Consider the following 23,495-nt stretch of genomic DNA (forward strand, 5'->3'; position numbering starts at 1 on the left):
CACGGCGGTTGCGCGCGCATGCTTTCGCTCGCTGACAACGCATGACCGATCAGCCTCCGGATTGCGCTATCGTTCAGGTTCCACTCACACGACGCGCCGTCCACGCGATGTCCATTCACCTCAGTTTCGACGACGGCCCCGGCCCGTCGACGCCCGCGTTGCTCAACGTCCTGCGCGACGCATCGTGCAAGGCGACCTTCTTCCTGCTCGGCACGAACCTGGCAGGCGCGCTCGACGTCGCGGCGAGAATGGCGCACGAAGGCCACCGGCTCGGCAATCACACCCATTCGCACGCGAGACCGGGCGCGCTGGCGGACGACGTGCTGATCGACGAGATCGAGGCGACCGACACGCTGATTCGCGAGGCCTGCCGCCGCGCCGGCGTTCCTGCGCCGGACGCGATCCCGCTGCGCCTTCCGTACGGGTTGATGCCGCGGGACAATCGCGCAGCCGTGCTCGCGCGCCTGCAACGCGAACACACCGGCTGGACCGCGATACTGGATGACTGGCAGCGGCCGGCGCCGTCACCGCAGGTGCTATTCGACGCAATGTGCGCGCATGTCGACGCCAGCGCGGCGCGGCATCGCGACGTGCTGTTCTGCATGCACGACGGGTCGCGGCACGGCGAAGCGCGGCCCAACACGGTCGAAGCCGTGCGCCTGTTCCTGAATCGGCAGCGCTGACGCGACGGCCTGCTAGCTTTCGGGTGCCGCCTCGTCCAGCAACTGGCGCCAGCCGCCGAGAAATCCGATGCCCGGCCCCGGCATCCACAGGCCGCGCTGCGCGGCTTCGAGGTGGATCAGCGTCTGGTCCGCGCAGAACAGCACCATCAGCGCATCCCGGTTCACGCGCATCCAGTCCGGCGCAGCGTCAGGCCGCGTCGCTGCGTAGGCTTGCAGGCCGGCTTCCCATCGCCGTGCATCGAATACGAAGCGATCGTCCGTGGCCGCATCGCGCGACAGCGCGAACAACGCAAAGGCCGCCTCGAGCCATTGCGCGCCCTGCCCCACATCGTCGAAATCCAGCACGCCGTTCACCGCATTGCCCACATACAGCAGGTTACCCGCGTGATAGTCGCCGTGCAGCCACTGCACCGGCCCGGTCAGCCAGCGTGCGGCGGCGTCGAGATGCGCGCGGATTCGCTGGATCACCGTGGCATAGTCACGACCCAGATCGCCCGCCAACGCCGGCATCGCCCGCGCGGCGACGCGCGCATGGCGCGCCGACAGCCACGCCAGCGGTGCCGATTCGCTTACGGGTATCGACGCCAGTGCCGCATGCAGATGCGCGAGCGCACGCATCGCATCGATCGCGCCGGCCTGCGCATCGTCGGGCAGGCCGGGACGTCCGTCGATATGCTCGAAGAGGTGCAGCCAGCTTTCATCCGCGGCCTGCACACCGGTTTGCGCATCCACGGTCGGCCGCAGCCGCGGCAGCGCGGGCAATGTCGGCGCCGTGCGCAAACCGCCGAGACGCCCGAGTATCGACGCCTCGCGATGCACCTGCCCGACCGGCTTGCCGGACCACGACACGCGCAGCACCGTGCGCCCCGCGGCGCACTCGACGAGGTACGTTTTGTTAGTATGGCCCGACGCCAGCGCCTGCAGGCGCGCCGGCGCGATGTTCCAGTACCGGTGAAGCCACGGTTCCAGCGTTTTCACGTCATTCCTACTCGTTGCATTGACCATGTCAGAGCGTCCTTCGGCCCGCATGCGGGACATCAACATCGAATGGCTGACGCGCGCCGCCGAATTCGACCATCTGTTCCAGACGCGCTGGCTCGGCGAGCGCTTCTTCCATCTGCCCGGCGACATGCTCGCGCTGCAGGAACTGATCTGGCGCGCGCGTCCCGACTGCATCGTGCAGACCGGCATCGCGGCGGGCGGCGGCGTCGTGTTCTCCGCGTCGATGCTGGAATTGACGGGTGGCCACGGCCGTGTGGTCGCGATCGAACCGCGCCTGCGCGACGAGGTCAGGCAGCGCCTGCAATCGCACCGGCTCGCCCATCGCATGGTGCTGATCGAAGGCGAATCGTGCGCAACCGACACGCTCGCGTCGGTACGCGCGCGGATCGGCGACGGCGCGCGCGTGATGGCGATCCTCGATCTCACGCATACGCACGCGCACGTGCTGCGAGAACTCGCCTGCTATGCGCCGCTCGTGACGCCCGGCAGCTACGCGATCGTGATGGATACCATCATGGAGTATCTGCCCGAGTCGATGTTCGACGGCAAGCCGTACGGCAGAGGCAACAACCCGGCCACGGCCGTGCATGCGTTTCTCGCCGGCGACGACCGGTTCGAAGTCGACCACGACATCGAGGACCGCGTGCTCATGACGCTGTCGCCAGGCGGCTTCCTGAAGCGAGTGCGCTGATCAGGCGGGCGGCCTGCGCCGAACCGTCGCGCGCGTAGCTCGCGCGGATCCGCGCCGCCTGCTCGCGCAACGATCCGGGACGCAACAGGCGTTCGAGCGCGTCGGCAATCTCCGCGACGCCGGCCTGCTGCAGATCGAGCACGCATCCCGCGCCGGCCCGTTCGACGAAGTGCGCCGAATGGAACTGGTCGTTGCAGAACGGCGACAGCAGCATCGGCACGCCGCACGCGAGCGACTCCATCACCGAATTCGCGCCGCCGTGGCTGACGAACGCGTGCGTGCGCCGCAGCAGCGCCAGTTGCGGCGCGTAACGCACCGCGACGACGCGCTCGTCATCGACCGGCAGCAAATCCGAATCGGCCAGTTCGCCCACCGACAGCACCAGTTGCGCCGACGTCGTGCGCGTCGCGTCGATGACTTTCGCGAATAGCTCCGGGTGGTAGTAAAGCTGGCTGCCGAGCGACATGTAGACGAGCGGGCGATCCGCGTCGAGGCGTTCCCACGGGAACGCCGTCTCGTCGCCGCGCGGGCCCGAAGGCATCGCCGGGCCGACCAGTTCGACACCGGGCGGCGGCGTACCGACCAGCGCGTCGGTCGTGAACGCGAGCGTCAGATGCGGCGACAGGATGTCGCAACCGCGAAAACGCGCGTCGAGACCGTAGCGCGCGAACAGGCGCGTGCGTTCCGGCTCGAGCCATCGCACCGTACGGAGCAGTTCCGAATCGAGCGCGTCGGGCAGCACCGGATTCAGCGAATTGGACATCGAGACCCACGGCAGCCCTTCCAGCTCGGCGGCGATCGCCGCGGCGTAGAGCAGCGGATCGATCACGACCACGTCGGGCCGCCATTCGCGCAGCACGGCGCGGATGCCGTCCACCTGAGCGGGCGCGAGGTCGATCAGCAGCGTGCGGATCCAGTGCCTCAGCCAGTCGGCGTCGCGAATGTTCGCGGCGAAGCTCGCGCCGCGCGACAGGTCGTGGCGTTCGGGCGTCTCGCGCGGCCCGACGAATGCAAAGCCGCCGGCGCCGTCGAGCTGCGCGCTGATGTCGGCCGGCGCGTAGAACGCGACGTCGCAGCCGGCCGCGCGCAGATGCTGGGCCGGGCCGATGCACGGATTGACGTGGCCCTTCTCGGGCACCACGCAGAACAGGATGCGTTTCATGAGCGACTCAGGTTGGGCGATGCGCGGCATCGAGATGAAGGCGATCGAGATGATCGAGGATCAGCGTCAGCGTGACCCACAGCACGCGCTCGGTATCCGCCTGCAACGTGGGCGCGGCCAGACCGAGCGAGTCGGCCAGTGCACGCGTGCGGTCGCGATCGAGCAGCGGCGCGAGATCCATCGCCGGTGCGAGCCGCCCGCGCTTCGGGCCGTGCACGAGACGGTCCGGCAGGTTCAGGCGCGCACCGAGATCGCGCAGGCACTGCTTGTTCGGGTCGGGTGCGATGCTCGTCAGATGCGCGACGACGTCGGCATCGACGAACGGCGGATGCAGATCGACCGACGCCTCGTCGAACAACGCATGGCACAGCGGCAGATAGTTGGCCGACCGGTCGCGGCGCAAGACCTGATCCGCGCCGTCGCCGGTGATCGCCACCTCGACGCCGTCCGCGGCGATCGCCTCGGCCAGCAGCAGCTTCGCGACCGGATGCAGGTTGAACATCGGCTCCTCGACCGCATGGGTCGTTCTCGGCAGCGCCGCGACGAAGTCGGCCTCGTTCGCGCGCACGATCTTCACGTTCGCCTGCATCTGCGCGGCGAGTTCGAGCGCCGCGTCGAGTTCGCAGTAGTCGGGCATGTCGGTCGCGAGGATATAGGACGTCACGTGCCGCTGTGCGCCGAGTTCGCGCAGCAACGCGAGCAGCAGCGCCGAATCGAGCCCGCCGCTCAGCGCCAGCGCGACGCGCTTGCCGCTGTCGAGCGCGCGTTGCAACGATGCGCGCAGCACGGTGTCCAGATCGGCATGCCGGGGCCGCTCGGGCGCCGGCCGCACCGTCAGGCCGTGCGGCGCCCGGATCAGTGCATGACCGGGCGGCACCGCGAGCACGTCGCGCAGCACCGTGCGGCCGATCAGGCGCTCGCCGCTCAGGTAGCCCGCGATGGCGGCCGCATCCGGCGCGCCGGCCGCCTGCCCCGACGCCTGCAGGACGGCGCGGATGCCGGACGCCGCCACGCCGCTGCGCGGATGGTAGTGCAGACGATCGAAACCGAACGGGTCGCGCGTGCCGACGATCATGGATAACGAGCCTTCAAGGTGTCCACTTCAATGCGTTTCAGGATGCGATGCGGCGCGACCGGCGCGCTGCCGCCGCGGCAATGCAGGCATGCTTCGAGCGGTGCCTCGCGCTGCAGATAGGCGAGCATCGCATCGAGCATGCCGGCGTCGTCGCGCAGCGGCAGGCCGTCGGCCTGGAAATCCTTCTCGCCCTTGTAGAGCGTATGGAAATGCGCCGGACGCGTACACGTGTAGAACATGCCGTCGCGAATCATATGGCAGCGCTCGCGGATCCAGCAATCGTGATAGAGACGCCGCGCGTCGTCGCGATCCGTGCCGGGCCGTGCACGATTCATCGTCGTGAACACGTCCTGCACCTTCCAGTTCAGGCGCACGTCGAAACGCGCGGCCTGGTGCTCGACATGCGCGATCAGGTCGGGCGAAAGCGCCGGCTTCGGATAGCGGGAGATGGTGAGCGCATCCACCGCTTGCCAGAACGCGTCCGGCATCTCGCCGAGCTTCAGGCCGTTCGTCGTGACGGAGATGTCGGGCGCGATGCCCGTGCCGCGCACGCGTTCGACGAGTTCGACGAGCGCCGGGTGCAACAGCGGTTCGCCGCCGACCAGCTTGAAAATGCGCGGGCTCAGCACCTTCGCGGCCTTGCGCAGATCGGACTCGATCGATTCGGGGCTCGCATACCACTCGGGCAGCAGAGGCGACAGCGAGCAGCATTCCGCGCAGGTCAGGTTGCAGTGGTCGACGATATGCGCTTCCAGCGAGCGCGTCCGGACGCGCCCATCGGCGACGCGGTAGTCGCGATCCAGCGGCGGCGGGAAGACATGCTGTCGCTCGCCGGAGCGCGGCGGATTCGGGATGTCGTTCGGATTCGCACTCACTTCAGCTTCCTGCTTCCACGCAACGGGAAAAGAAATCGATCAGACGCTCGCGCGCGTCCACCATCGCGGACGCCATCGTCACCGCGCCGCTCAGGTGCGACGCGAAGCGCGACGGATCGTCGAGCCAGCCTTGCACGACCCACAGCTTGAGCGCGTGCTGCAGGCACGCGGCATCGACGGCCCACGCGAGGTGCGCGGGATTCACCGGCCGGACCCGGCCATACGCGCGCACGAAGGCTGCCGCCAGATGCGGCGCCTCCAGCGGCAAATGATTCAGGCATCGCACCAGTTCGTATTCGCGCGGCGCGCCGATCGATGCTTCCCAGTCGAGAATCAGCGGCGGCAGCGTGCCCGTGAACAGATAGTTGAACTGGTTGTAGTCGTTGTGAATCGGGTGCTGCGGATCGTCGGCGGGAAACGCGTCGAGACTGCCCGGATAGTAGCGCTCGAGCATGCGCAGCGCGAGATCGACATAGCGGCGCAGGTCCGCGCCGCCGTCGTTCGCGTGCGCACGATCCCCTGCGTCGAGCAGGCTGCGGCGCACCGCGTCCGCATCGATCGCGGTCAGCCGCGCGCGGATCGTGTCGAGCGACGGCAGATGCAGCCGGTCGAGGCTCAGGTGCAGCGCGGCCAGACTCGCGCCGAGCGCATCCCACTCGGCCGGCGAAAATGTATCGTAGGTTCTGAACTGCCCGGCTTCCCAGCGCGTGAGCATCGCGTGCGAGTCCTGCCCCGTCCACAGCGATGCGCCGCCTGTCGTGCGTTTGAGCGTCTGGACACGAACGCGGGCATCGCCGTGCCTTTCCAGATGCGCGAGGACGCCGGTCTCCGTGGCCGCGCGCGCATGGTGTTCGAGCGCGTAGAGCTTGACTGCCACACCGCCGCTGTCAGTCGGCAGATACCACACGCGTTCGCTGACCTGGCGCGGTGCGTCGCTTCGGCCCAGCGCGTAGGCGTCGCGAATCTCGTCAAAGGTGATCGCGAGCTGGTCCATTCAGATGTGCTCCGCCGGTCCGTATCGATACGGATGACCGGTCAGGAACGTGTTGTGTCCGACATAGCGCAGCTTGTACATCGCCGGCCGGAACAGCACCGACGGATCGTTGTTCGCGATGCCGAGCAGCGGGTACAGGTCCTGCCGTACGAAGAACGCGTTGTTGCCCATGTCGTCGCAGCAGACGAGTTCATAGCCCTTCCGCCTGCCGAGATGAACGAGCGATTCGAGGCTTGCACCGTAGTAGGTCGAGCCATCCCATTCGTGGTCCGGATTGAAGCACATGACCCAGCGTTCGGGCGGCGTGTAGTACGGGTTGTATTCGATCACGACGATGCGCGGCTGAAACGCTTGCAGGCCGCGCCACACCCAGTAATCGTTGCCGTCGATATCGATCGACAGCAGGTCGAAGTCGGCCGGCGTGTTCGCATCGGCGAGCAGTTGATCGACCGTATCGGGTTGGACGCGTTCCTGATACAGACGGACGCGCTCCGCGCCCGCGTAGTGGGCGGCAAGCTTGCCGAACCGATATGCGCTGCCTTCCACCAGCACGCCGGCCCAATCCTGTTCGTGCAGCAGCCGCGCGGTGTTGCTGTTGCGCAGCCCGTCGCTCGCCCCGATGTCGACGCAGAAGCGGTTAGCGGGCGCGATCCGCTCCATCAGGCGCGCCAGGATGCCCTCTTCGGTGCCCTGCGCGTAAAGGCTTTGCGCAAGGCCGGACAGGTCGAGCGGGAGGGGATGGTCCTGCATCGAGGGACGGCTCCGGGTCGAAATGGGGAATGATGAATGGCGTTCGGCGGTAATTTACCTGAAGTCGGTCAACGGGAGGAAACCGGAATTCGCGGGGCGGCTGGCCCCGGGCGCAAGCGGAAATGAAAAAACCCGCATCGACACTGCTGTCGATGCGGGCTTGATGCGCTTGTGACGGTTCGCTCCGGGCGTTCTGGTCGGTGCCGCACCGGAACTCATGCGCGGAGGAAACCTCCGGGCACTTACTCCTGCCCCTGACTCGTCAGGAACTCCTCGTAATTGCCACCGAAGTCGTACAGCGTACCGTCCGTGCGCACTTCGATGATCCGGTTCGCCAGCCCGCTCACGAACTCGCGGTCGTGCGACACGGGACCCCTTTCATGTTCTAAATCAACCACTTGGAGAACATGAATGGCAACAATCACCCTGCGTGGGACAAAATGGCAGGTCAAAATCCGCCGCAAAGGGCTCCCCAGCCTGTCCGCAACCTTCGCCAGTGAGGAAGCCGCTACGCAGTGGGCTGCCGAACATGAGCCCGGACACGCGGCCAAGCCTGTCGATACCGGCCCGACTGTTGGGGACCTGTTCCGGAAGTACATAGAGCATCCTATGCCCGGAAAGCGGTCAAGCGAGTGGGACCGCCGGACGCTGCTGCGACTGCTCAAGAAGGAAAAGAAACTCTGTTCCGTTCCTGCTGCCCAGCTCAACAAGTCCCATCTTGCCGAATGGCGCGACCGGCGCATAACGGAAGTGCTCGGTAGCTCCGCGGGTCGTGAGTTGGACGCCATCTCAGCCGTCTACCGAGTCGCGATAGACGAATGGGAGATGGGTCTCACGGTAAACCCTGTACGCGGCTTCCGTCGCCCTAAGCTCCCCCTTCCGCGTGACGTGCGGCTAATGGCCGGTGACGACGAGCGGCTGATTGAGAAAGCTCTAGACTTCAACCGCGAGATTGCCCCAGCAATCATCCTTGCCATTGAGACAGCCATGCGCCAAGGTGAGATAGCAAAGCTGCGGTGGGAACACATCGACCTTGAAGCGCGCACCGCCTTTCTTCCCATGACGAAGAATGGAACGCCCCGCAAAGTCCCGCTATCCACTCGGGCCATCGAGGCTCTAACGTGGTGTCCCCCACCTCACAAAGGCCGCGTCTTCAAGCTGACGCAGTCCGCTATGAAGTACGCGTTCTGCCGTGTCCGCGATGAATGCGGGCTGGGCACGCTCCACTTCCATGACCTGCGGCATGAGGCAGCTAGCCGCCTGTTTGAGAAGGGGCTGAATGTGATGGAAGTAGCAGCTATCACCGGTCATAAGAATCTCAAGCACCTCCAGCGTTACACACACCTTCGCGCTGAGGACCTCGCACTCAAACTGGACTAACGGATGGCGGGCCGCGTGCCCGCCCATTTCCTTTCTCGCGTTACACTTGAGACGCCAAAGGATGCAACGTTGACAGCGCATCGGCCACCGTTGCGGGCTGGCTACGAGCGAACAAGTGGGAACACACAGCGGACGAGTTCCGCCATACGATGGCTGACCGCTTACGCGCTGTCGGATGCCCTACAGAGGTTCGCCATTCGGTTGGCGGCTGGGCAACCAAGGGCGAAGCTGCGGGGTACGGCAAGGGGTACAGCCTCCCCATCAAGCGCGAGTGGTTAGACAAAACAGTGGCTCCAAACAATTCAGATACCGGGGCAGCACATGGCTAAAAAAGAATGGCGAGAATTCGAACAGTTGGTGGCCCGGATTCAGCAAGATCTCGCCCCTGATGCGAAGGTCGAGCACGACGTAATGCTTGTGGGAGAGGTGACTGGGGAGCGTCGTCAAGTGGATGTGCTACTGACACAGAATATTGGTCAATACACGATGCGGGTCGCCATCGATTGCAAGGACTACAAGACCCCGGTGGACGTGAAGGGAGTCGAAGAGTTCAGTGGGCTCGTAGACGATATCGGCGTCAACAAAGGAGTGCTAGTCTGCCCCGCTGGATTCACAGCGACAGCGAAGAAGCGCGCGAAGAGTCTCCGGATAGCTCTGTACCGACCCTTGGACACCGGAGACCATAAGTGGCGAACCGTCATCGCTCTACCAGCCGTATGCGATTTCTTCAGCGCTGGCATTAGCATCTCGATTTCAACTACCGCGGCTAAGGCATTTCGCGTTGCAGAACACCCGGGCCATCTTCGAGTTCTCAGCCCCCAGGGGGATGAACTACCGACTGCCTTCCAAATGGCGATCGAAAAGTGGAACGCAGGGGCGTTTCCAGTGGCCTCAGGCGAACATCACGACCTGCCTCTCTATGAGCATGCGGCCGTTCAAGTCTCGAATGGCTACGATGATCTCATCAACGTCCAGTTGACAGCCTCGATACTTGTCCAGCGCGTGCGGTACTTCGGCCAAGTAGGTATCAAGCAGCTAAGTGGCTTTGTGGATGAGCATACTGGCCTTGTCCATACGAACGCGTTCACTACCGGCGCTGTCGTGCCGGAAGAAATTCAAAACACATGGGTTAAGCTTGCCGACGACGAAGAACCGCCCAGAAAACCTGTCCTGGCAATACAGGGGTTGGTGGGCTGGGAGTCTGCCTGATTACCGTCCCAAACCGGTGTCACGCTACATCACTGCTTCTGGCTGTCGAAATATTCGCGATACCGCTCTAGCACCGTGCCGAACGCGTCGCGCAGCCATACTTCCTCATCTTCGATGTCTAGGATGAGGTGCTCATCGTCTAGCGAATCCCCCGCCCTGGTCACACCTGCGAACGCCCCCACTCTCCGCTTCTTTGCATAGGCAGGCCGGTAACCGTCAAGCTCACGGTGCTTTGAGTTGTTTGCTGCGCTCACTACTGCGCGAAACTCTGGCAACTCATGAATAGCCAGCGCGATTACCTCTTCCGGGGTCCGGTCACCCAGCTCCTTAGCCTCAATTGAGATTTTCGCCCTGCGTGTCGTGCCGTCTTTAACTAGCCAGTCAAGCAGGTGAAACAGCGTAACCGACACCAGAAAGGCATTGACTGGAGACTGGTCGTGATAAAAGCTCTCGTATTGACCGCACGCGAGCCTGAACAGGTCCGGCGCGGTCAGGTCGAAGAATCCCTCTTTGGGAAATTGCTGTTCCATGCTCAGCTCACCTCCGGCGTAATCACCTTCTCACGCAGCCGCATGATGGTCTGCCGGCTGGTCTTAAAGTCCCGCGCCAGCGCCGCTACGGCCTCCCCCTTGGCCAGCCGCTCAGCTGCCTCCGCTTGCTGCTCAGTGGTCAATGCCGGTGGCCTGCCGAACTGCTTCCCCTCAGTACGGGCCCGCTGGATGCCTGCATTGGTCCGCTCAATCAACAGGTCCCGTTCAAACTCAGCTACGGCGTTCAAGACCTGCATCGTCATCTTCCCCGCTGCGCTGGTCAGGTCAACGCCACCCAGGGCAAGACAGTGGACCTTCACTCCCAAGCCCGCCAGAGCCTCTACGGTAGCCCGCACGTCCATCGCATTGCGGCCCAGCCGGTCCAGCTTGGTGACCACCAAGACATCGCCTGATTCCATGCGGTCCATCAAGCGAGTGAAACCGGGACGCTCAGAGGCAGCAACAGAGCCGCTGATGGATTCCTCCACGATGCGCCGCTTGTCGATAGCGAACCCAGCCCGCTCAATCTCCAGGCGCTGGTTCTCAGTGGATTGGTCATGGGTGGACACGCGGCAGTAAGCGAAGACGCGGGACATATCGGACACCTGTACGAAAGAGACGTACGAATACTAGGCCATGTCCGAATTGTTTACAAGCACACTTTCGTACATCCTCAGACCGTGTCCGAAAGGGAGCGGTTTTGGACGTGATGCGCACGTCAAAGCCACTAGACGGGTGTGAATCGTTCGGACAGAATCAAAATCCCATAACTCAGAAAAAGACAGCGATGGCGACGTCCACATGTCCGAAGTGTTCTAGCACTTCCTTTGAGTCAAAGACCCTTTCACCATCTGGCTCTAATTTCAAAGTCGTTACGGTGCAGTGCAGCTCCTGCGGCGCGGTTGTTGGGGTGACGGACTACTACAACACGGCACTATTGCTTGAGAAAATCGCGAAGAAGCTCGGGATTGCCAGATTCTTTTGACTTCGGTGCTTCCTACAAATCGAGCACTCTTACACCATCACGGGCCGTGCGGCCCGTTCTTCTTTCTGCCCTCGCGAGTCCTGAGCCACGGTACATGAGAGCATGCCTGCACGCTGCCTCAAGTAACCACCGCGCTGGAGAAACGCACGTGCCCGCATCAGGAGTCGCGCGCGTTACCTGATGCGCATCATGATGGCGCGCTCGCGAGAATCGGGAGGGCCACCGGGGGGAATTTCGCGGCGGGACTTTATCAGATACCCTCTCGGAAATTTCCGGAATTTTATTTGGAGACTGGTAAGCACCAGTCGAAATAGCAGGAAGGCCGGTGTAGTATCGGAGCACTGCGCCTTGGATTTGCTACGCGCAGAATAACTACTTCCGATACGCTACAGGGGACCACCTTGAAAAAGATCATTCTCGCCGCGCTTCTAGTAAGCGCTGGTACAGCATACGCGCATACCTCCGGCTACGGCCACCACTCATCCGGCTCGAATCTCTACGGGTCGTCTTCCGGTGAGCATTACGTCAACGGTTACACACGCTCAAACGGCACTTACGTTCAGGGCCACTACCAGACCAACCCGAACGATACAAAGCTAGACAACTGGTCTACCCAAGGAAACCAAAATCCATATACCGGCCAGTGGGGAACGAAGTCCCCGTATTGACAGCCCCGTAGTAGGAGTTGCTCACAAGACCTCGGCATGAAGCCATGCGCTTCATATATACGAGACGCATCAGCGTCTCTTTACGTCCCCACATACTCGATGGCTTCAGAGCGCTATGGACATCTTTGCGGGCATTGTCATCGCCGTTTTCGTTCCATTCTTGCTGTTATCGTATCTTTTTAGAAACAAGCCTGGGTCAACGTTTGGACCCACAGTCTGCTCTAGATGCAATGTCGAACTGCGCGGCTGGAATAGCTCTGGTCGGAAACAGGTCTGGTTTCGCACCGATGCCAGTGGAAACCGCGTTTACCTCTGCGCCAAGTGCAAAAACAAGTGAGCGTCATTACGCCCTTGCAGAACACCATTAGCTCCCAATCCCGGCCGCCACGATGTTCCAGCTACGAAGCAAGAAGGCCCACACCGACAATCTGCCGATGTGGGCCTTTCGTATTTCTGGCGGTCCCGCGTTACACGCTCCGCCTAGGCGCCCCTAGAAGGCGACTCTGTCATTGTCCCAACGGGACAATTCCGTGGGACAATCCGGGACCCATGAAGGGCCGTCTTGGAACAAACCAGCGGTTTTACTCCTGCCCCTGACTCGTCAGGAACTCCTCGTAATTGCCACCGAAGTCGTACAGCGTACCGTCCGTGCGCACTTCGATGATCCGGTTCGCCAGCCCGCTCACGAATTCGCGGTCGTGCGATACGAAGATCAGCGTGCCTTCGAACTGCTCGAGCGCGATCTGCAGCGACTCGATCGACTCCATGTCCATGTGGTTGGTCGGCTCGTCCATCAGCAGCACGTTGTGGCGGCCGAGCATCAGCTTGCCCCAGATCATGCGGCCCTTCTCGCCGCCCGACAGCACCTTCACCGACTTCTTGATGTCGTCCGACGAAAACAGCAGGCGGCCCAGCGTGCCGCGCACCATCGTCTCGTCATCGCCGTCCTTGCGGTACTGGTCGATCCAGTCCATCAGCGTGATGTCGTTCGGGAACTCCTCGTACGTATCCTGCGGCATGTAGCCGACATTCGCGTTCTCGGACCACTTCACCGTGCCGTGATCGAGCGGCAGCGCGCCGAGCAGCGAACGCAGCAGCGTCGTCTTCCCCGCGCCGTTCTCGCCGATGATCGCGATGCGCTCGCCCGGCTGCACCGACAGGTTGAAGTTCTGGAAGATCGTGCGCTCGTACTTCTTCGTGATGTCTTCAGCGACCACCGCGACGTTGTGCAGCTTCTTGTCGAACTCGAAGCGGATGAACGGGTTCTGACGCGACGACGGCTTGAATTCCTCGATCTTGATCTTGTCGATCTGTTTCGCGCGGCTCGTTGCCTGGCGGGCCTTCGACTTGTTCGCCGAGAAGCGGCGCACGAAGTCCTGCAGCTCGGCCACGCGTTCCTTCGCGCGCGTGTTCGCCGCGGCCTGGCGCTCGCGCGCCTGTGCCGATGCGAGCATGTAGTCGTCGTAGTTGCCCGGCCAGACCTTCAGCGTGCCGAAGTCCATGTCGGCCATGTGCGTGCACACCGAGTTCAGGAAGTGACGATCGTGCGAGATGATGATCATCGTCGAGTTGTACTCGTTGAGCGTCTGCTCGAGCCAACGGATCGAGTTGATGTCGAGGTTGTTGGTCGGTTCGTCGAGCAGCAGCACGTCCGGCTTCGAGAACAGCGCCTGCGCGAGCAGCACGCGCAGCTTCCAGCCCGGCGCGACATCGGCCATCGTGCCGGTGTGGAACTTCTCCTCGATGCCGATGCCGAGCAGCAGCGCGCCCGCACGGGCCTCGGCGTCGTAGCCGCCGTATTCGGCGAACTTGCCTTCGAGCTCGGCCGCGTGCATGTAGTCGTCGTCGGTGGCTTCCGGGTTCGCGTAGATCGCGTCGCGCTCGGTCATCGCGGCCCACATCTCGGTGTGACCCATCATCACGACGTCGAGCACGCGCACGTCTTCATACGCGAACTGGTCCTGGCGCAGCTTGCCGAGACGCACGTTCGGCTCCAGCGCGATGTTGCCGCCGCTCGGCTCGAGGTCGCCGCCGAGGATCTTCATGAAGGTCGACTTGCCACAGCCGTTCGCGCCGATCAGACCATAGCGGTTGCCCTCGCCGAATTTGACCGAGATATTCTCGAACAAGGGCTTCGGCCCGAATTGCATCGTGATGTTGGCAGTAGAAAGCACGGCAGGTCCCGTAAGAGAGAAATCGACGGAAAACCGTGTATTTTAGCAGGTGTCGGAGAAACTGCCGACCACACCGCCGCGGCACCCGCGCTACGGTCGTTGCCCGGTGCCCGCTGCCCCGTCAACACGACGGCATACGCGCCATCGCCGTCACACCGGAACCCCGCATGCCAACCAGCCAGCTTCGAGAACAACTCGTCGGCGCATGGCGCCTCGTGTCCTACGAAATCCGCCCGCGCGACGGCGGCACCGTCACCTACCCGCTCGGCCGCGACGCGCGCGGCTGGATCCTGTACACGCCCGACGGCTACATGTCCGCGCAGTTGATGGCGCCCGGCCGCCCGCCTTATGCGGACGGCGACCTGCAGGGCGGCAGTGTCGAGGAACGCGCCGCCGCGGCGCACGGCTACATCGCGTATTCGGGCCCTTTTAACGTCGACGACGACGGCACGCTGACCCATGAAATGGACGTGAGCCTGTATCCGAACTGGATCGGCAACGTCCAGCAGCGGGTTGTCAGTATCGACGGCGACCGGATGCAACTCGGCACCGCCGGGCCCGTCGTCATCAGCGGCCGGGAGGTTGACGCGGTACTCGTCTGGGTGCGCGCCCGCCGCTGAGCAGCGGCCGCTGGAGATACCGCGCGGCGGCGGCGGGACCTAGAGGCGGCGACCGGGAGCGGCGCCCCAACGAGCGCGGCCGGCCAGGGCCGCGCCGTCCCGCCTGCCCCACCGCCGTCGCCGTCACTTGCCCGCTTTCGCCGCTTCCTTCTCCGCCGCCTTGGCCTTCATCTGCGCGAACAGCTGCGAACACGGCACGTCGCGGTTGTTGCTCGGCGCGATCAGCGGAATCAGCGCCGCGAACGGGTTGATCAGCCCGAGCCCGACCGCCGCGCCGGCGCGCAGCGCGAGCGCGCCCGCCTCGACGCCGACCTTCGGATTCTTGAACGTGCCCTTCGCGTACAGCGGCGAGCGCAGCGAGAAGATCCGGAAACCCTTCGTGTGCGGATGGATCTTCAGGTCGACCGATTCGTCGCGCAGGTTGACCGGGCCGTCGACGTTGATCAGCGCGTCGTCCGTATCGAGCGCGAAGACCTTCGGCTCGAGCATGCCGTCATTCGCGACGAAATCGAACGCCGCGCAATTGATCTTCACGTCGCGGGTGCCGAACAGCTTCTCGTAGACGACGTTCGCGACGTTCAGGCCCGCCGCCTCCATCAGCAGCAGGCTGATGCGGCCGTCCGTGATGAGCGCCTTCACCTCGCCGGTCGACGTCGCGGCGAGCGCGGCCGGCGAGTTGCCGGTCGCCGACAGCGACGCGTCGCCGTTGATCTCGCCGAGCGCGGTCTGCATCACCTTCTGCGTCGGGAACAGCTGCTTGAGCTTCAGGTGGCGCGCGCTCAGCGTGAAGCGGCCCTTGAGCGGCGTGCGGCTGCCGTCGAGATGCGCATTCGTCGCGAGCGTGCCGCCAGCAACGCCGAATTGGAGCGGCTCGAGCGTCAGCACGCCGTCCTGCAGCAGGATGTGCGTGTACAGGTTGGTGATCGGCAACTGCGGGCTCTTGATCAGCCTGCGGCCGGTGAATTTCACGTCCGCGTCGATCGCGCTCCAGCGCTCGGTGCGGAACGCCGCGACCGGCAGCACGCGGTCCGGCGGCTGGCGCGTCGTGTCGCCGCGCTTCGCCTTGCTCGCGGGAGAATCGGCGCCGATCACCGGCGCGAGGTCGGAGAACTGCAGCAGGTTCGACACGACTTCGCCAGACAGCTTCGGCCGCGGCTTGCGCTGCGCCCAGGTGAGCGTGCCGTGCAGATCGCTTCCGCCGACGCGGCCCTTGAAGTTCTCGTAGCGGAACGTGCTCGTGGGCGGATTGAAGTTGCCGATCAGCCGTCCGTCGGTCGCATACGGCGGCGTGTCGGGCAGCGTGATGCCGGTGAGCTGGTAGAGGTGCGACATCGACGTGCCCTGCAGCCACAGCCGCAGGTTCAGCGCCGCGAGATGCCGCGGATCGGTCAGCGTGCCGACGATCGCGAGCCGCGTATCGCCGGCCTTCACGTCGGCCTGCAGCGGGAACGGCTGCGTCGCGCTCTCGACCGCCAGCACGCCGCCCACCTTGCCGGTGCCGGTCACCGGCACGTTCTTGTAGCGGCCGTCGACCTTCAGGCCGAACGCATACGTCGGCTCCGACTTCGCGGGTACCGCGGCCCCGGATGCGCCGCTCGCGGCGGATGCCGGCACGGCCGTCGATGCTGACGAGACCGGCTTGGCCGCGGAGGCAGACGCCGCCCCCGATGCGACCACGGGCGTCGACGCCGCGCTTGCGCCCTGTGCCGCGGATGCACCCGACGCGGCGGACGCGGCCTCCGCATGCGCCTTTGCGGCCATTTGCGCGGCCCCCTGCTTGCCGACATGCTGGGCGGACGCCGCGAGCGAGGTCTGTTCCTGCTCCTTCAGCACGTCGCCGATCGGAATCGGATGGCCGAGCGTATCCACCGCGATCGTGAGATCGGCCTTGGTGATCGCATCGCGATAGACGATGGTCCCCTTCGCGAACGCGAAGCTGTCGAGCCGGAGGTTCCACCGCGTCGGCTTGCCCGATTGCTTGAATTCGAAGGTCCACGTGTTGCGGCCATCGGCGAGCCGCTCGAGGTCGACTGCGGGATTGACGGCGTCGATCGACGGAATGACGATCTGGTGCGTGAAGAGCGGGAGAATCGCGAGATCGAAGTGGGCGGCGTCGAGCGTGACGAACTTCGGGCCCTTCGCCCAGTCGGGGTTGCCGATCTCGAGCTGCGTGGCCGAGAAGCGCGGCCAGGGCACCCAAGCGCGCCAGCCGGTCTCGCCCTGCGGGCGGTGCCAGTCGACCCTGAGATCGCCGTGGATCGCAAACGAACGGCCAAGTGCGGTGCTCACATGTTCGTTGACCCACGGTTTCGCGTGGTTCCAGTCGAACGTGAAAATGAAGATGCCGGTTGCCGCAATGACCAGTGCGACGATACCGACAATCCATGCAGCCGACTTGCCAATGGCTCGAGCTAGCGTCATGGCGGTTCCGTTGTTGTTCTGCAGAGTTTGCGCGCCATGTCGGGCCCCTCCCGTGAGTGAATCGAACACGACACCGGCGGCTTTCAATCGGTATTATGGCGCACGCTGCGCCAATGCTTCGGCGCCATTAACGCTTTTTTTCATTTGTGACATGACCGTCCCCACCGGCCTCATCGATGCGCAACAGATCACGCGCCGCGACGCCAGCAGCGGCAAGACGTTGCTGACGCCGACCGACTTCAGCCTCGCCGCGGGATCGCGAATTGCTATCACGGGAGCGTCGGGTTCCGGCAAGAGCGTGCTGCTGCGCGCGCTCGCGTTGCTCGATCCGCTCGATGGCGGTCACATCCTGTGGCACGGCAAGCGCATCCGGCGCGGCGCGATTCCGGGCTACCGGCGCCGTGTCGCGTACGTGCGCCAGCGGCCCGCGCAAATGGACGGGACCGTCGAAGCGCAATTGCGCTACCCGTACTCGCTCGCGATTTATCGCGACGCGACGTTCGACCGTGCGCGCGCCGAAGCGCTCGCCGCGCGCGCCGGTCGCGGCGCCGACTTCCTCGACAAGCGTGCGAGCGAACTGTCGGGCGGCGAAGCGCAGATCGCCGCGCTGCTGCGCGTGCTGCAGCTCGACCCCGACGTGTTGCTGCTCGACGAGCCGACGTCCGCGCTCGACCCCGAGTCGACGCGCGCGATCGAAGCGCTCGTCGGCGTGTGGTTCGACGCGGCGCCCGACGCGCGCGCGTACATGTGGATCTCGCACGATCCGGCGCAGGCCGCACGAATCGGCACGATGCGGCTCGTGATGCAGGCCGGCGTGCTGCACGCCGCGCGCGCGACGCAGGCGGCGCAATGAGCCCATCCCTGCAGGAACTGAGTCTGGTCGACGTCGGCATCGCCGCCGGCCTCGTCGCGGTCAATGGCGCGATCTCGGCCGCGCTGTCGCTCGGCCTCGGGCGCAAGCTCGCGCTCGCCGCCGTGCGCACCGTCGTGCAGTTGCTCGCGATCGGCTACGTGCTCGGCTGGGTGTTCGGCCATCCGCACTGGAGCGTCGTGCTGCCGATCACCGCGCTGATGACGTTGATCGCCGGCTTCGCGGGCGCCGGTCGCGGCAAGCATGCGTATCGCGGACAACGCGTCGACAGCATCGCGGCGATCTGGTTCAGCAGCTGGTTCGTCGCGGCGATCGGCCTGTTCGTCGTGATCCGCATTCATCCGTGGTACGCGCCGCAATATGTGATCCCGATCCTCGGGATGCTCCTCGGCAATACGCTGACGGGCGTGTCGCTCGGCGTCGAGCGGATGATGGAGGAACTGACCGCGCGGCGCGACCGCGTCGAGACCGCACTCGCGCTCGGCGCAACGCGCTGGGAAGCCGCGCAGGACGCCGCGCGCCAGGCCGTGCGCGCAGGCATGCTGCCGACGCTCAACCAGATGGCCGTGGTCGGCGTCGTGAGCCTGCCGGGGATGATGACGGGTCAGGTGCTGGCCGGCCAGTCGCCGCTGCAGGCCGTGCGCTATCAGATCGTGATCATGTTCCTGATCGCCGCGGCATCCGCCCTGGGTACCGTCGGCGCGGTGCTGATGACGTATCGCCGGCTGTTCTCGGCCGACCACCGCTTTCTCGCGTCGCGGCTCGAGGAACGCGCGCCGTGACGCGCGCCTGCCGCCACGCACGCGGCCTTCGCGCGGCGTGCGGTCAGCGGGCTGCGCGGCGCTTTCCGAGCGCCTGACGCAACGCGGCCGTCACGTCGGCGTCGGGCGCCAGCCCGTCGACCGACGCGACGAGCCGCACCGCGCGCGGCGTCGTCACATAGGCCTGCGCACCGACATAACCGCCGCTGCCGGCCGAGCGCGTCGTGACGACGAGCGCCTGCGGCGCACGCGCGCCGAGGTCCGCGGTAAACGCATCGGCGACGGTGCCGTCGCGCGCATGCAGCACGCCCGTCACGTAGTCGTCCGTATCGAAGCCGGGCGTCGCATGCGCGGTCGAGTACACGCGCACCGCATAGCTGCCCGTCGAGCACGGTTCGAGCGCACCGCTCGACACGACGGCGGTCTGCTGTCGTGACGACAGCTCGACTTTTTTCACGAAGCTGCAATCGTCGGCCGCCTGCGCATGGGCGGCGACGAACGCAGCGGCCGACAGCAGCGCGCGCATGCGATGTTTCATGGAATGACGTTCAGGGAAGGAGGTGGCGAATTCCGCGAGGATAGCGCGACACCTGCGTGACGTCACGCACGCCGGGCTCGACAAAGTCGAACATCGAGGATGAAAAGCCCGAAGCCGCGCGCCACGTAACCGTCACGCGCGGCTCTGCAACACCCCGCGATTGGTTGCGCGCGCACCGGCCGCGGCCGGCCCGCGCACTGCACTCAGTGCTTGATCGACACCGTCACCCTGGTGCCGTCGCTCATCGTGACCGTCTTCGAACCGCCATTGGTCGAAAGCGACACCCACTTGACCTGGCTCACCGACACGACGTCCGGGCATTGCAGCGACTTGCCGCCCGCGCTCGCGTTGCGCGTGCCTTTCGGCGCGGCCGCCTGGAAGCTCATCTGCACGTTCGCGTTCCCCTTCGCGTCGACCGACGGCGCGAGCCGCACCTGGGTCTGGCGCACCATCGCGCCGTTCGCGTCGCGCGGCAGGTTGTCGGCGTTCGGGCATCCGTCCGGCATCGCGACCGCACCGCTCGGCGGCACCGACTTCCAGTTGAAGTCGTCCGTTTCGCCCGAGCGGATCTTGCGGGTCTCCTGCGTATTGCCGAAGGTCTTCGAGTCGACCTTGACGGTGTATTCGAGCTGCCCTGTCCCGCCGCCCTTCAGGCTGCCCTTGACCGGCGGCGCCGCGAATACGCTCGCGCTGACGCACGCCGCCGCGAACACGGCCGACCACGATGCGGCGACTGACAAGCTGCGTTGGCTCATGCTGACCTCCTTGTAATGCGGCGGCACGCGCGTGCCGCGCGGTTTTCGATGCATGATGCGTTGCCAGTCTACCGCCAAGCGGCATGCAATGCGCCGCAAACGCATCGGGTGTTACCCCGCTTGCGTTCATGGCGCAGCCACCCTTACGCGCGACGCCGGCTCAGAAGCCGCTCAGCACCAGTTTGCCGATCGCGCGCCCGCCCTCGAGCAATTGATGCGCGCGCCGCACGTTCGCCGCGTTGATCGTGCCGAGCTGCTCGCCGACGGTCGTGCGCAGCGTGCCGCCGTCGACGAGCCGCGCGACCTCGCTCAGGATCTTGTGCTGCTCGATCATGTCCGGCGTCTCGAACATCGCGCGCGTGAACATGAACTCCCAGTGAAACGCCGCGCTCTTCGCCTTCAGCAGTTCGACCGGCACCGGCTTGGCGTTCTCGACGATCGTGCAGATGCCGCCCTGCGGCCGGATGACTTCCGCCGCGGCCGGGAAATGATGGTCGGTGTCGTTGAAGATCAGCACGTAGTCGACTTCCGGATGGCCGATGTCACGCAACTGCGCGGGCAGGTCGCCGAAATGATCGACCACGTCATCCGCGCCGAGCGAGCGCACCCATTCGGCCGACGCCGGGCGCGACGCGGTCGCGATCACGCGCAGCTTGCCGAGCGTCTTCGCGAGCTGGATCGCGATCGACCCCACGCCGCCCGCGCCGCCGATGATGAGCACCGACTTGCCCGCGTCCGCGCCCTGCGGCGACACGCGCAGCCGGTCGAACAGCGCCTCCCATGCGGTCAGCGCGGTGAGCGGCAACGCGGCCGACGCCGCGAAATCGAGCGTGCGCGGCTTGCGTGCGACGATCCGCTCGTCGACCGCGTGGAATTCGCTGTTCGCGCCGGGGCGCGTGATGCTGCCCGCGTAGAACACCTCGTCGCCGGGCCGAAACAGCGTGACCTCGGCACCGACCGCGACGACCGTGCCCGCCGCATCCCAGCCGAGCACGCGCGGTACTTCCTCGACCTGCGCCTTCGGCGCGCGCACCTTGGTGTCGACCGGGTTCACGGAAATCGCCTCGACCTTCACGAGCAGGTCGCGCGGGCCCGGCACCGGTTGCGGCAGTTCCACGTCGAGCAGCGCCTGCGGGTCGTCGATCGGCAGGTAACGGGTCAATCCAACGGCTTTCATCATGAAGCTCCTTCAGGGAAATCGGGCGGGCCGCGGCGCAGCCCCATGCATGCCATCGTAGGTGGCCCGATCCTTCGAGAAAACCGCTATATTTCCTGAAACATTTTCAGGAATTTCAGAACAATGAGTGCCGATCCGATTCCGGCCCCCGACAAGCCGCTCGATCTGCTCGACGTCGGCCTGTTCGTGCGCGCCGCGCTGCTCGCGAACGTGACGGCCGCCGGGCGGGAGTTCGGCGTGTCGGCCGCGGTCGCCAGCGCGCGCATCGCGCAGCTCGAGCGCCAGCTCGGCGCGCGATTGCTGCACCGCACCACCCGCCGCATCAGCCTCACGCAGGACGGCGAGGTCTTCATGGCCCGGGCCGAGGCGCTGCTGTCGGCCGCCGACGCCGCGCGGGCGTCGGTCGGCCACGGCCGCAGCGAGCCGTACGGACGGCTGAAGGTGTCGATGTCGTCGTCGTTCGGCCGCCAGCACGTCGCGCCCGTGATTCCCGCGTTCCTGCGCCGCTACCCGTCCGTGTCGCTGGACCTGCGGCTTTCCGACGAAATCGTCGATCTCGTCGACGACGGCTACGACGTCGCGATCCGCCTCGGCGCGCTGAAGGATTCGACGCTGGTCGCGCGCAAGCTCGCCGCGAACCGGCGCGTGCTGTGCTGCTCGCCCGCGTATCTCGCCGAACACGGGACGCCGCGCCATCCGGCCGACCTCGCCCAGCATGAATGCGTGATCCTCGGCGACCAGCGCGACTGGTCGTTCGTCACGCCGCAGGGCCCGCTCACCGTGCGGGTCGGCGGCCGGCTCGTCGCGAGCAACGGCGAGGCGATCCGCGAAGCGCTCGTCGACGGCTTCGGCATCGCGATCAAGTCGACCTGGGACGTCGGCCCGCTGCTCGCGGACGGCATGCTCGTCACCGTGCTCGACGACTACCCGTTCGCGCAGGACGTCGCGATCTGGGCCGTCTACCCGAGCCGCGCGCACGTGCCGCTGAAGACGCTCGCGTTCATCGCGTTCCTGGCCGAACACTTCGGCGATCCACCCTACTGGGATCGCGCGGACGAACGCTGAACGCCGTCCGGCGAGCGGCGCTGGCGGCGGCGCTGGCCGGCCATCCGCGGCGATCCGGCCGCGACCGGATACCAACCGGCTACCTATCGGATAGCTATCCGATACCAACCGGCTACAATGGCGCGTTCGCGACGCAGCAGCCCGACGCCGGACAGGGCCCGCGTTCGCAGGCGGCCGCATGCCGGCCGCGCACGCGTTTCATTCGCTTTCAATCATTCCGCCATGACCCACAACCTCGTCATCCAGAGTCTCGCGCCGCTGTCGGACGCGCATCACAAACCGCTGCTCGCGCTGTCGCGCGGCACCCGCATCGTGCAGACCGACGAACATGCGCTGCGCATCGAAAACGCGAACCCCGCGCAGCGTCTCGACATCGACGCGTACTGCGGCACGCATGCGCTCGACTTCGGCTTCGTCGAAGCCGGCCGCACGCTCGGCGACTTCGGGCTCGCCGTGATGGACATGGATTCGACGCTGATCACGATCGAATGCATTGACGAGATCGCCGATTTCTGCGGGCTTAAGACGCAGGTCGCGGAGATCACCGACGCGGCGATGCGCGGCGAGATCCGCGACTTCAACGAAAGCCTCACGCGCCGCGTCGCGCTGCTCGCGGGGCTCGACGCGCAGGCGCTCGAGCGCGTGTACGAGGAACGGCTGCAGTTGTCGCCGGGCGCCGAGAAGATGCTCGCCGGCGTGAAGGCCGCGGGCCTGAAGACGCTGCTCGTGTCGGGCGGTTTCACGTTCTTCACCGAGCGCCTGAAGGCACGTCTCGGCATCGACTTCGCGCATGCGAACACGCTCGAGATCGTCGACGGCAAGCTGACCGGCAAGGTGCTCGGCGAGATCGTCAACGCGGACGTGAAGGCGCGCCTGCTCCGTGAAACCTGTGCTTCGCTCGGCATCGAGCCTACCCGCGCGATCGCAATGGGCGACGGGTCGAACGACATGAAGATGATGGCCGAAGCCGGGCTGTCGGTCGCGTTCCACGCGAAGCCCGTCGTGCGCGGTGCGGCCACCGTCGCATTCGACCATGTCGGCCTCGACGGGCTGCTGCGGCTGTTCTGATCCGCGCAAGCCGCCCATGAAAAACGCCGGTGCGAGGTTGC

Annotated in this window: 22 protein-coding genes and 1 pseudogene; 9 read left to right on the plus strand and 14 right to left on the minus strand. The window is 65.4% G+C overall.

The window, feature by feature from the left end; all coding sequences use genetic code 11:
* The first annotated feature begins 107 nt into the window (after positions 1-107).
* Positions 108-683 (plus strand): polysaccharide deacetylase family protein, encoded by a 576-nt coding sequence (locus ACP26O_RS08970; RefSeq protein WP_175666508.1) that lies wholly within the window; start codon positions 108-110, stop codon positions 681-683.
* A 12-nt stretch (positions 684-695) separates the two neighbouring features.
* On the opposite strand, the gene ACP26O_RS08975 is transcribed toward ACP26O_RS08970, so the two are convergent.
* The gene (locus ACP26O_RS08975) at positions 696-1,661 is read right to left on the minus strand and encodes a phosphotransferase (protein ID WP_175666507.1); all 966 of its coding nucleotides are present in this window, start codon (positions 1,659-1,661) and stop codon (positions 696-698) included.
* A 25-nt stretch (positions 1,662-1,686) separates the two neighbouring features.
* On the opposite strand from ACP26O_RS08975, the gene ACP26O_RS08980 reads away from it, so the two are divergent.
* Positions 1,687-2,376 (plus strand): cephalosporin hydroxylase family protein, encoded by a 690-nt coding sequence (locus tag ACP26O_RS08980; protein WP_041491185.1) that lies wholly within the window; start codon positions 1,687-1,689, stop codon positions 2,374-2,376.
* On the opposite strand, the gene ACP26O_RS08985 is transcribed toward ACP26O_RS08980, so the two are convergent.
* The 6 genes and pseudogenes from ACP26O_RS08985 to ACP26O_RS09010 form a co-directional block, all read right to left on the minus strand.
* On the minus strand, positions 2,333-3,538 hold the full coding sequence (locus ACP26O_RS08985; protein WP_175666506.1) for a glycosyltransferase: 1,206 nt from the start codon (positions 3,536-3,538) through the stop codon (positions 2,333-2,335). The two genes, ACP26O_RS08980 and ACP26O_RS08985, sit on opposite strands and share 44 nt — an antisense overlap.
* Before the next feature lie 7 nt (positions 3,539-3,545).
* Positions 3,546-4,613 (minus strand): asparagine synthase-related protein, encoded by a 1,068-nt coding sequence (locus tag ACP26O_RS08990; protein WP_175666505.1) that lies wholly within the window; start codon positions 4,611-4,613, stop codon positions 3,546-3,548.
* Positions 4,610-5,488 (minus strand): 4Fe-4S cluster-binding domain-containing protein, encoded by an 879-nt coding sequence (locus ACP26O_RS08995; protein ID WP_175666504.1) that lies wholly within the window; start codon positions 5,486-5,488, stop codon positions 4,610-4,612. The genes ACP26O_RS08990 and ACP26O_RS08995 overlap by 4 nt, the downstream gene beginning before the upstream one ends.
* A 1-nt stretch (position 5,489) precedes the next feature.
* Positions 5,490-6,482: a phosphotransferase enzyme family protein gene (locus tag ACP26O_RS09000; RefSeq protein WP_175666503.1), complete on the minus strand. Its 993-nt coding sequence runs from the start codon at positions 6,480-6,482 to the stop codon at positions 5,490-5,492.
* Positions 6,483-7,232 (minus strand): FkbM family methyltransferase, encoded by a 750-nt coding sequence (locus tag ACP26O_RS09005; RefSeq protein WP_175666502.1) that lies wholly within the window; start codon positions 7,230-7,232, stop codon positions 6,483-6,485.
* Between the two features lie 242 nt (positions 7,233-7,474).
* Positions 7,475-7,600 (minus strand): annotated as a pseudogene (locus tag ACP26O_RS09010) (hypothetical protein); the annotation flags it as partial.
* A gap of 43 nt (positions 7,601-7,643) precedes the next feature.
* Here ACP26O_RS09010 and ACP26O_RS09015 point away from each other — a divergent pair.
* Positions 7,644-8,612 (plus strand): site-specific integrase, encoded by a 969-nt coding sequence (locus tag ACP26O_RS09015; protein ID WP_175666501.1) that lies wholly within the window; start codon positions 7,644-7,646, stop codon positions 8,610-8,612.
* A gap of 321 nt (positions 8,613-8,933) precedes the next feature.
* Positions 8,934-9,821: a restriction endonuclease gene (locus tag ACP26O_RS09020; RefSeq protein ID WP_175724405.1), complete on the plus strand. Its 888-nt coding sequence runs from the start codon at positions 8,934-8,936 to the stop codon at positions 9,819-9,821.
* Between the two features lie 29 nt (positions 9,822-9,850).
* Here ACP26O_RS09020 and ACP26O_RS09025 read toward each other — a convergent pair whose 3' ends face one another.
* From ACP26O_RS09025 to ACP26O_RS09035, 3 genes are all read right to left on the minus strand, one after another.
* Positions 9,851-10,351, minus strand: coding sequence for a hypothetical protein (locus tag ACP26O_RS09025; RefSeq protein WP_175666500.1), 501 nt, complete (start codon positions 10,349-10,351; stop codon positions 9,851-9,853).
* A gap of 2 nt (positions 10,352-10,353) precedes the next feature.
* Positions 10,354-10,947, minus strand: a complete 594-nt coding sequence (locus ACP26O_RS09030) for a recombinase family protein (RefSeq protein WP_175666499.1) — start codon at positions 10,945-10,947, stop codon at positions 10,354-10,356.
* Between the two features lie 1,638 nt (positions 10,948-12,585).
* Entirely contained in the window at positions 12,586-14,178 is a 1,593-nt protein-coding gene (locus ACP26O_RS09035; RefSeq protein ID WP_175666498.1) for an ABC-F family ATPase, read from the minus strand.
* 167 nt (positions 14,179-14,345) lie between these two features.
* Here ACP26O_RS09035 and ACP26O_RS09040 point away from each other — a divergent pair, with 167 nt between their 5' ends.
* Complete coding sequence (locus tag ACP26O_RS09040; protein WP_175666497.1) at positions 14,346-14,798, plus strand: lipocalin-like domain-containing protein; 453 nt, start codon at positions 14,346-14,348, stop codon at positions 14,796-14,798.
* Positions 14,799-14,921: 123 nt separating this feature from the next.
* Here ACP26O_RS09040 and ACP26O_RS09045 read toward each other — a convergent pair whose 3' ends face one another.
* The gene (locus ACP26O_RS09045) at positions 14,922-17,219 is read right to left on the minus strand and encodes an AsmA family protein (RefSeq protein ID WP_175666496.1); all 2,298 of its coding nucleotides are present in this window, start codon (positions 17,217-17,219) and stop codon (positions 14,922-14,924) included.
* A gap of 151 nt (positions 17,220-17,370) precedes the next feature.
* Between ACP26O_RS09045 and ACP26O_RS09050 the strand changes: the two genes are divergently transcribed.
* Positions 17,371-18,072, plus strand: coding sequence for an ABC transporter ATP-binding protein (locus ACP26O_RS09050; RefSeq protein ID WP_175666495.1), 702 nt, complete (start codon positions 17,371-17,373; stop codon positions 18,070-18,072).
* Entirely contained in the window at positions 18,069-18,872 is an 804-nt protein-coding gene (locus ACP26O_RS09055; protein WP_175666494.1) for an ABC transporter permease, read from the plus strand. Before ACP26O_RS09050 ends, ACP26O_RS09055 begins: the two co-directional genes overlap by 4 nt.
* Before the next feature lie 43 nt (positions 18,873-18,915).
* Here the strand turns inward: ACP26O_RS09055 and ACP26O_RS09060 are convergent, their stop codons facing one another.
* The 3 genes from ACP26O_RS09060 to ACP26O_RS09070 all read right to left on the minus strand — a co-directional run bounded on the left by ACP26O_RS09060 (position 18,916) and on the right by ACP26O_RS09070 (position 21,321).
* Positions 18,916-19,389: a PliI family lysozyme inhibitor of I-type lysozyme gene (locus ACP26O_RS09060; protein ID WP_175666493.1), complete on the minus strand. Its 474-nt coding sequence runs from the start codon at positions 19,387-19,389 to the stop codon at positions 18,916-18,918.
* A 203-nt stretch (positions 19,390-19,592) separates the two neighbouring features.
* Complete coding sequence (locus ACP26O_RS09065; RefSeq protein WP_105834522.1) at positions 19,593-20,144, minus strand: DUF6013 family protein; 552 nt, start codon at positions 20,142-20,144, stop codon at positions 19,593-19,595.
* 160 nt (positions 20,145-20,304) lie between these two features.
* Positions 20,305-21,321, minus strand: a complete 1,017-nt coding sequence (locus ACP26O_RS09070; protein WP_175660896.1) for a zinc-binding alcohol dehydrogenase family protein — start codon at positions 21,319-21,321, stop codon at positions 20,305-20,307.
* Positions 21,322-21,444: 123 nt separating this feature from the next.
* On the opposite strand from ACP26O_RS09070, the gene ACP26O_RS09075 reads away from it, so the two are divergent.
* The gene (locus ACP26O_RS09075; RefSeq protein WP_175666492.1) at positions 21,445-22,386 is read left to right on the plus strand and encodes a LysR family transcriptional regulator; all 942 of its coding nucleotides are present in this window, start codon (positions 21,445-21,447) and stop codon (positions 22,384-22,386) included.
* Between the two features lie 222 nt (positions 22,387-22,608).
* Positions 22,609-23,454 carry a phosphoserine phosphatase SerB gene (gene serB, locus ACP26O_RS09080; protein ID WP_012363971.1) on the plus strand — a complete coding sequence of 282 codons (846 nt, stop codon included), beginning with the start codon at positions 22,609-22,611 and terminating at the stop codon, positions 23,452-23,454.
* Positions 23,455-23,495 lie beyond the last annotated feature (41 nt).

The sequence above is a fragment of the Burkholderia sp. R-40 genome, from assembly GCF_049942845.1.
In the GTDB taxonomy this organism is placed as follows: Bacteria; Pseudomonadota; Gammaproteobacteria; order Burkholderiales; family Burkholderiaceae; genus Burkholderia; species Burkholderia ambifaria.

What these genes read in the sequence shown, in the direction of transcription:
- ACP26O_RS08970 (WP_175666508.1), top strand. Translation starts at nt 108, where the DNA reads ATGTCCATTCACCTCAGTTTCGACGACGGCCCCGGCCCGTCGACGCCC.
- ACP26O_RS08980 (WP_041491185.1), top strand. Translation starts at nt 1,687, where the DNA reads ATGTCAGAGCGTCCTTCGGCCCGCATGCGGGACATCAACATCGAATGG.
- ACP26O_RS08985 (WP_175666506.1), bottom strand. Translation starts at nt 3,538, where the DNA reads ATGAAACGCATCCTGTTCTGCGTGGTGCCCGAGAAGGGCCACGTCAAT.
- ACP26O_RS08990 (WP_175666505.1), bottom strand. Translation starts at nt 4,613, where the DNA reads ATGATCGTCGGCACGCGCGACCCGTTCGGTTTCGATCGTCTGCACTAC.
- ACP26O_RS09000 (WP_175666503.1), bottom strand. Translation starts at nt 6,482, where the DNA reads ATGGACCAGCTCGCGATCACCTTTGACGAGATTCGCGACGCCTACGCG.
- ACP26O_RS09005 (WP_175666502.1), bottom strand. Translation starts at nt 7,232, where the DNA reads ATGCAGGACCATCCCCTCCCGCTCGACCTGTCCGGCCTTGCGCAAAGC.
- ACP26O_RS09015 (WP_175666501.1), top strand. Translation starts at nt 7,644, where the DNA reads ATGGCAACAATCACCCTGCGTGGGACAAAATGGCAGGTCAAAATCCGC.
- ACP26O_RS09020 (WP_175724405.1), top strand. Translation starts at nt 8,934, where the DNA reads ATGGCTAAAAAAGAATGGCGAGAATTCGAACAGTTGGTGGCCCGGATT.
- ACP26O_RS09025 (WP_175666500.1), bottom strand. Translation starts at nt 10,351, where the DNA reads ATGGAACAGCAATTTCCCAAAGAGGGATTCTTCGACCTGACCGCGCCG.
- ACP26O_RS09030 (WP_175666499.1), bottom strand. Translation starts at nt 10,947, where the DNA reads ATGTCCCGCGTCTTCGCTTACTGCCGCGTGTCCACCCATGACCAATCC.
- ACP26O_RS09040 (WP_175666497.1), top strand. Translation starts at nt 14,346, where the DNA reads ATGCCAACCAGCCAGCTTCGAGAACAACTCGTCGGCGCATGGCGCCTC.
- ACP26O_RS09045 (WP_175666496.1), bottom strand. Translation starts at nt 17,219, where the DNA reads ATGACGCTAGCTCGAGCCATTGGCAAGTCGGCTGCATGGATTGTCGGT.
- ACP26O_RS09050 (WP_175666495.1), top strand. Translation starts at nt 17,371, where the DNA reads ATGACCGTCCCCACCGGCCTCATCGATGCGCAACAGATCACGCGCCGC.
- ACP26O_RS09055 (WP_175666494.1), top strand. Translation starts at nt 18,069, where the DNA reads ATGAGCCCATCCCTGCAGGAACTGAGTCTGGTCGACGTCGGCATCGCC.
- ACP26O_RS09060 (WP_175666493.1), bottom strand. Translation starts at nt 19,389, where the DNA reads ATGAAACATCGCATGCGCGCGCTGCTGTCGGCCGCTGCGTTCGTCGCC.
- ACP26O_RS09065 (WP_105834522.1), bottom strand. Translation starts at nt 20,144, where the DNA reads ATGAGCCAACGCAGCTTGTCAGTCGCCGCATCGTGGTCGGCCGTGTTC.
- ACP26O_RS09070 (WP_175660896.1), bottom strand. Translation starts at nt 21,321, where the DNA reads ATGAAAGCCGTTGGATTGACCCGTTACCTGCCGATCGACGACCCGCAG.
- ACP26O_RS09075 (WP_175666492.1), top strand. Translation starts at nt 21,445, where the DNA reads ATGAGTGCCGATCCGATTCCGGCCCCCGACAAGCCGCTCGATCTGCTC.
- serB (WP_012363971.1), top strand. Translation starts at nt 22,609, where the DNA reads ATGACCCACAACCTCGTCATCCAGAGTCTCGCGCCGCTGTCGGACGCG.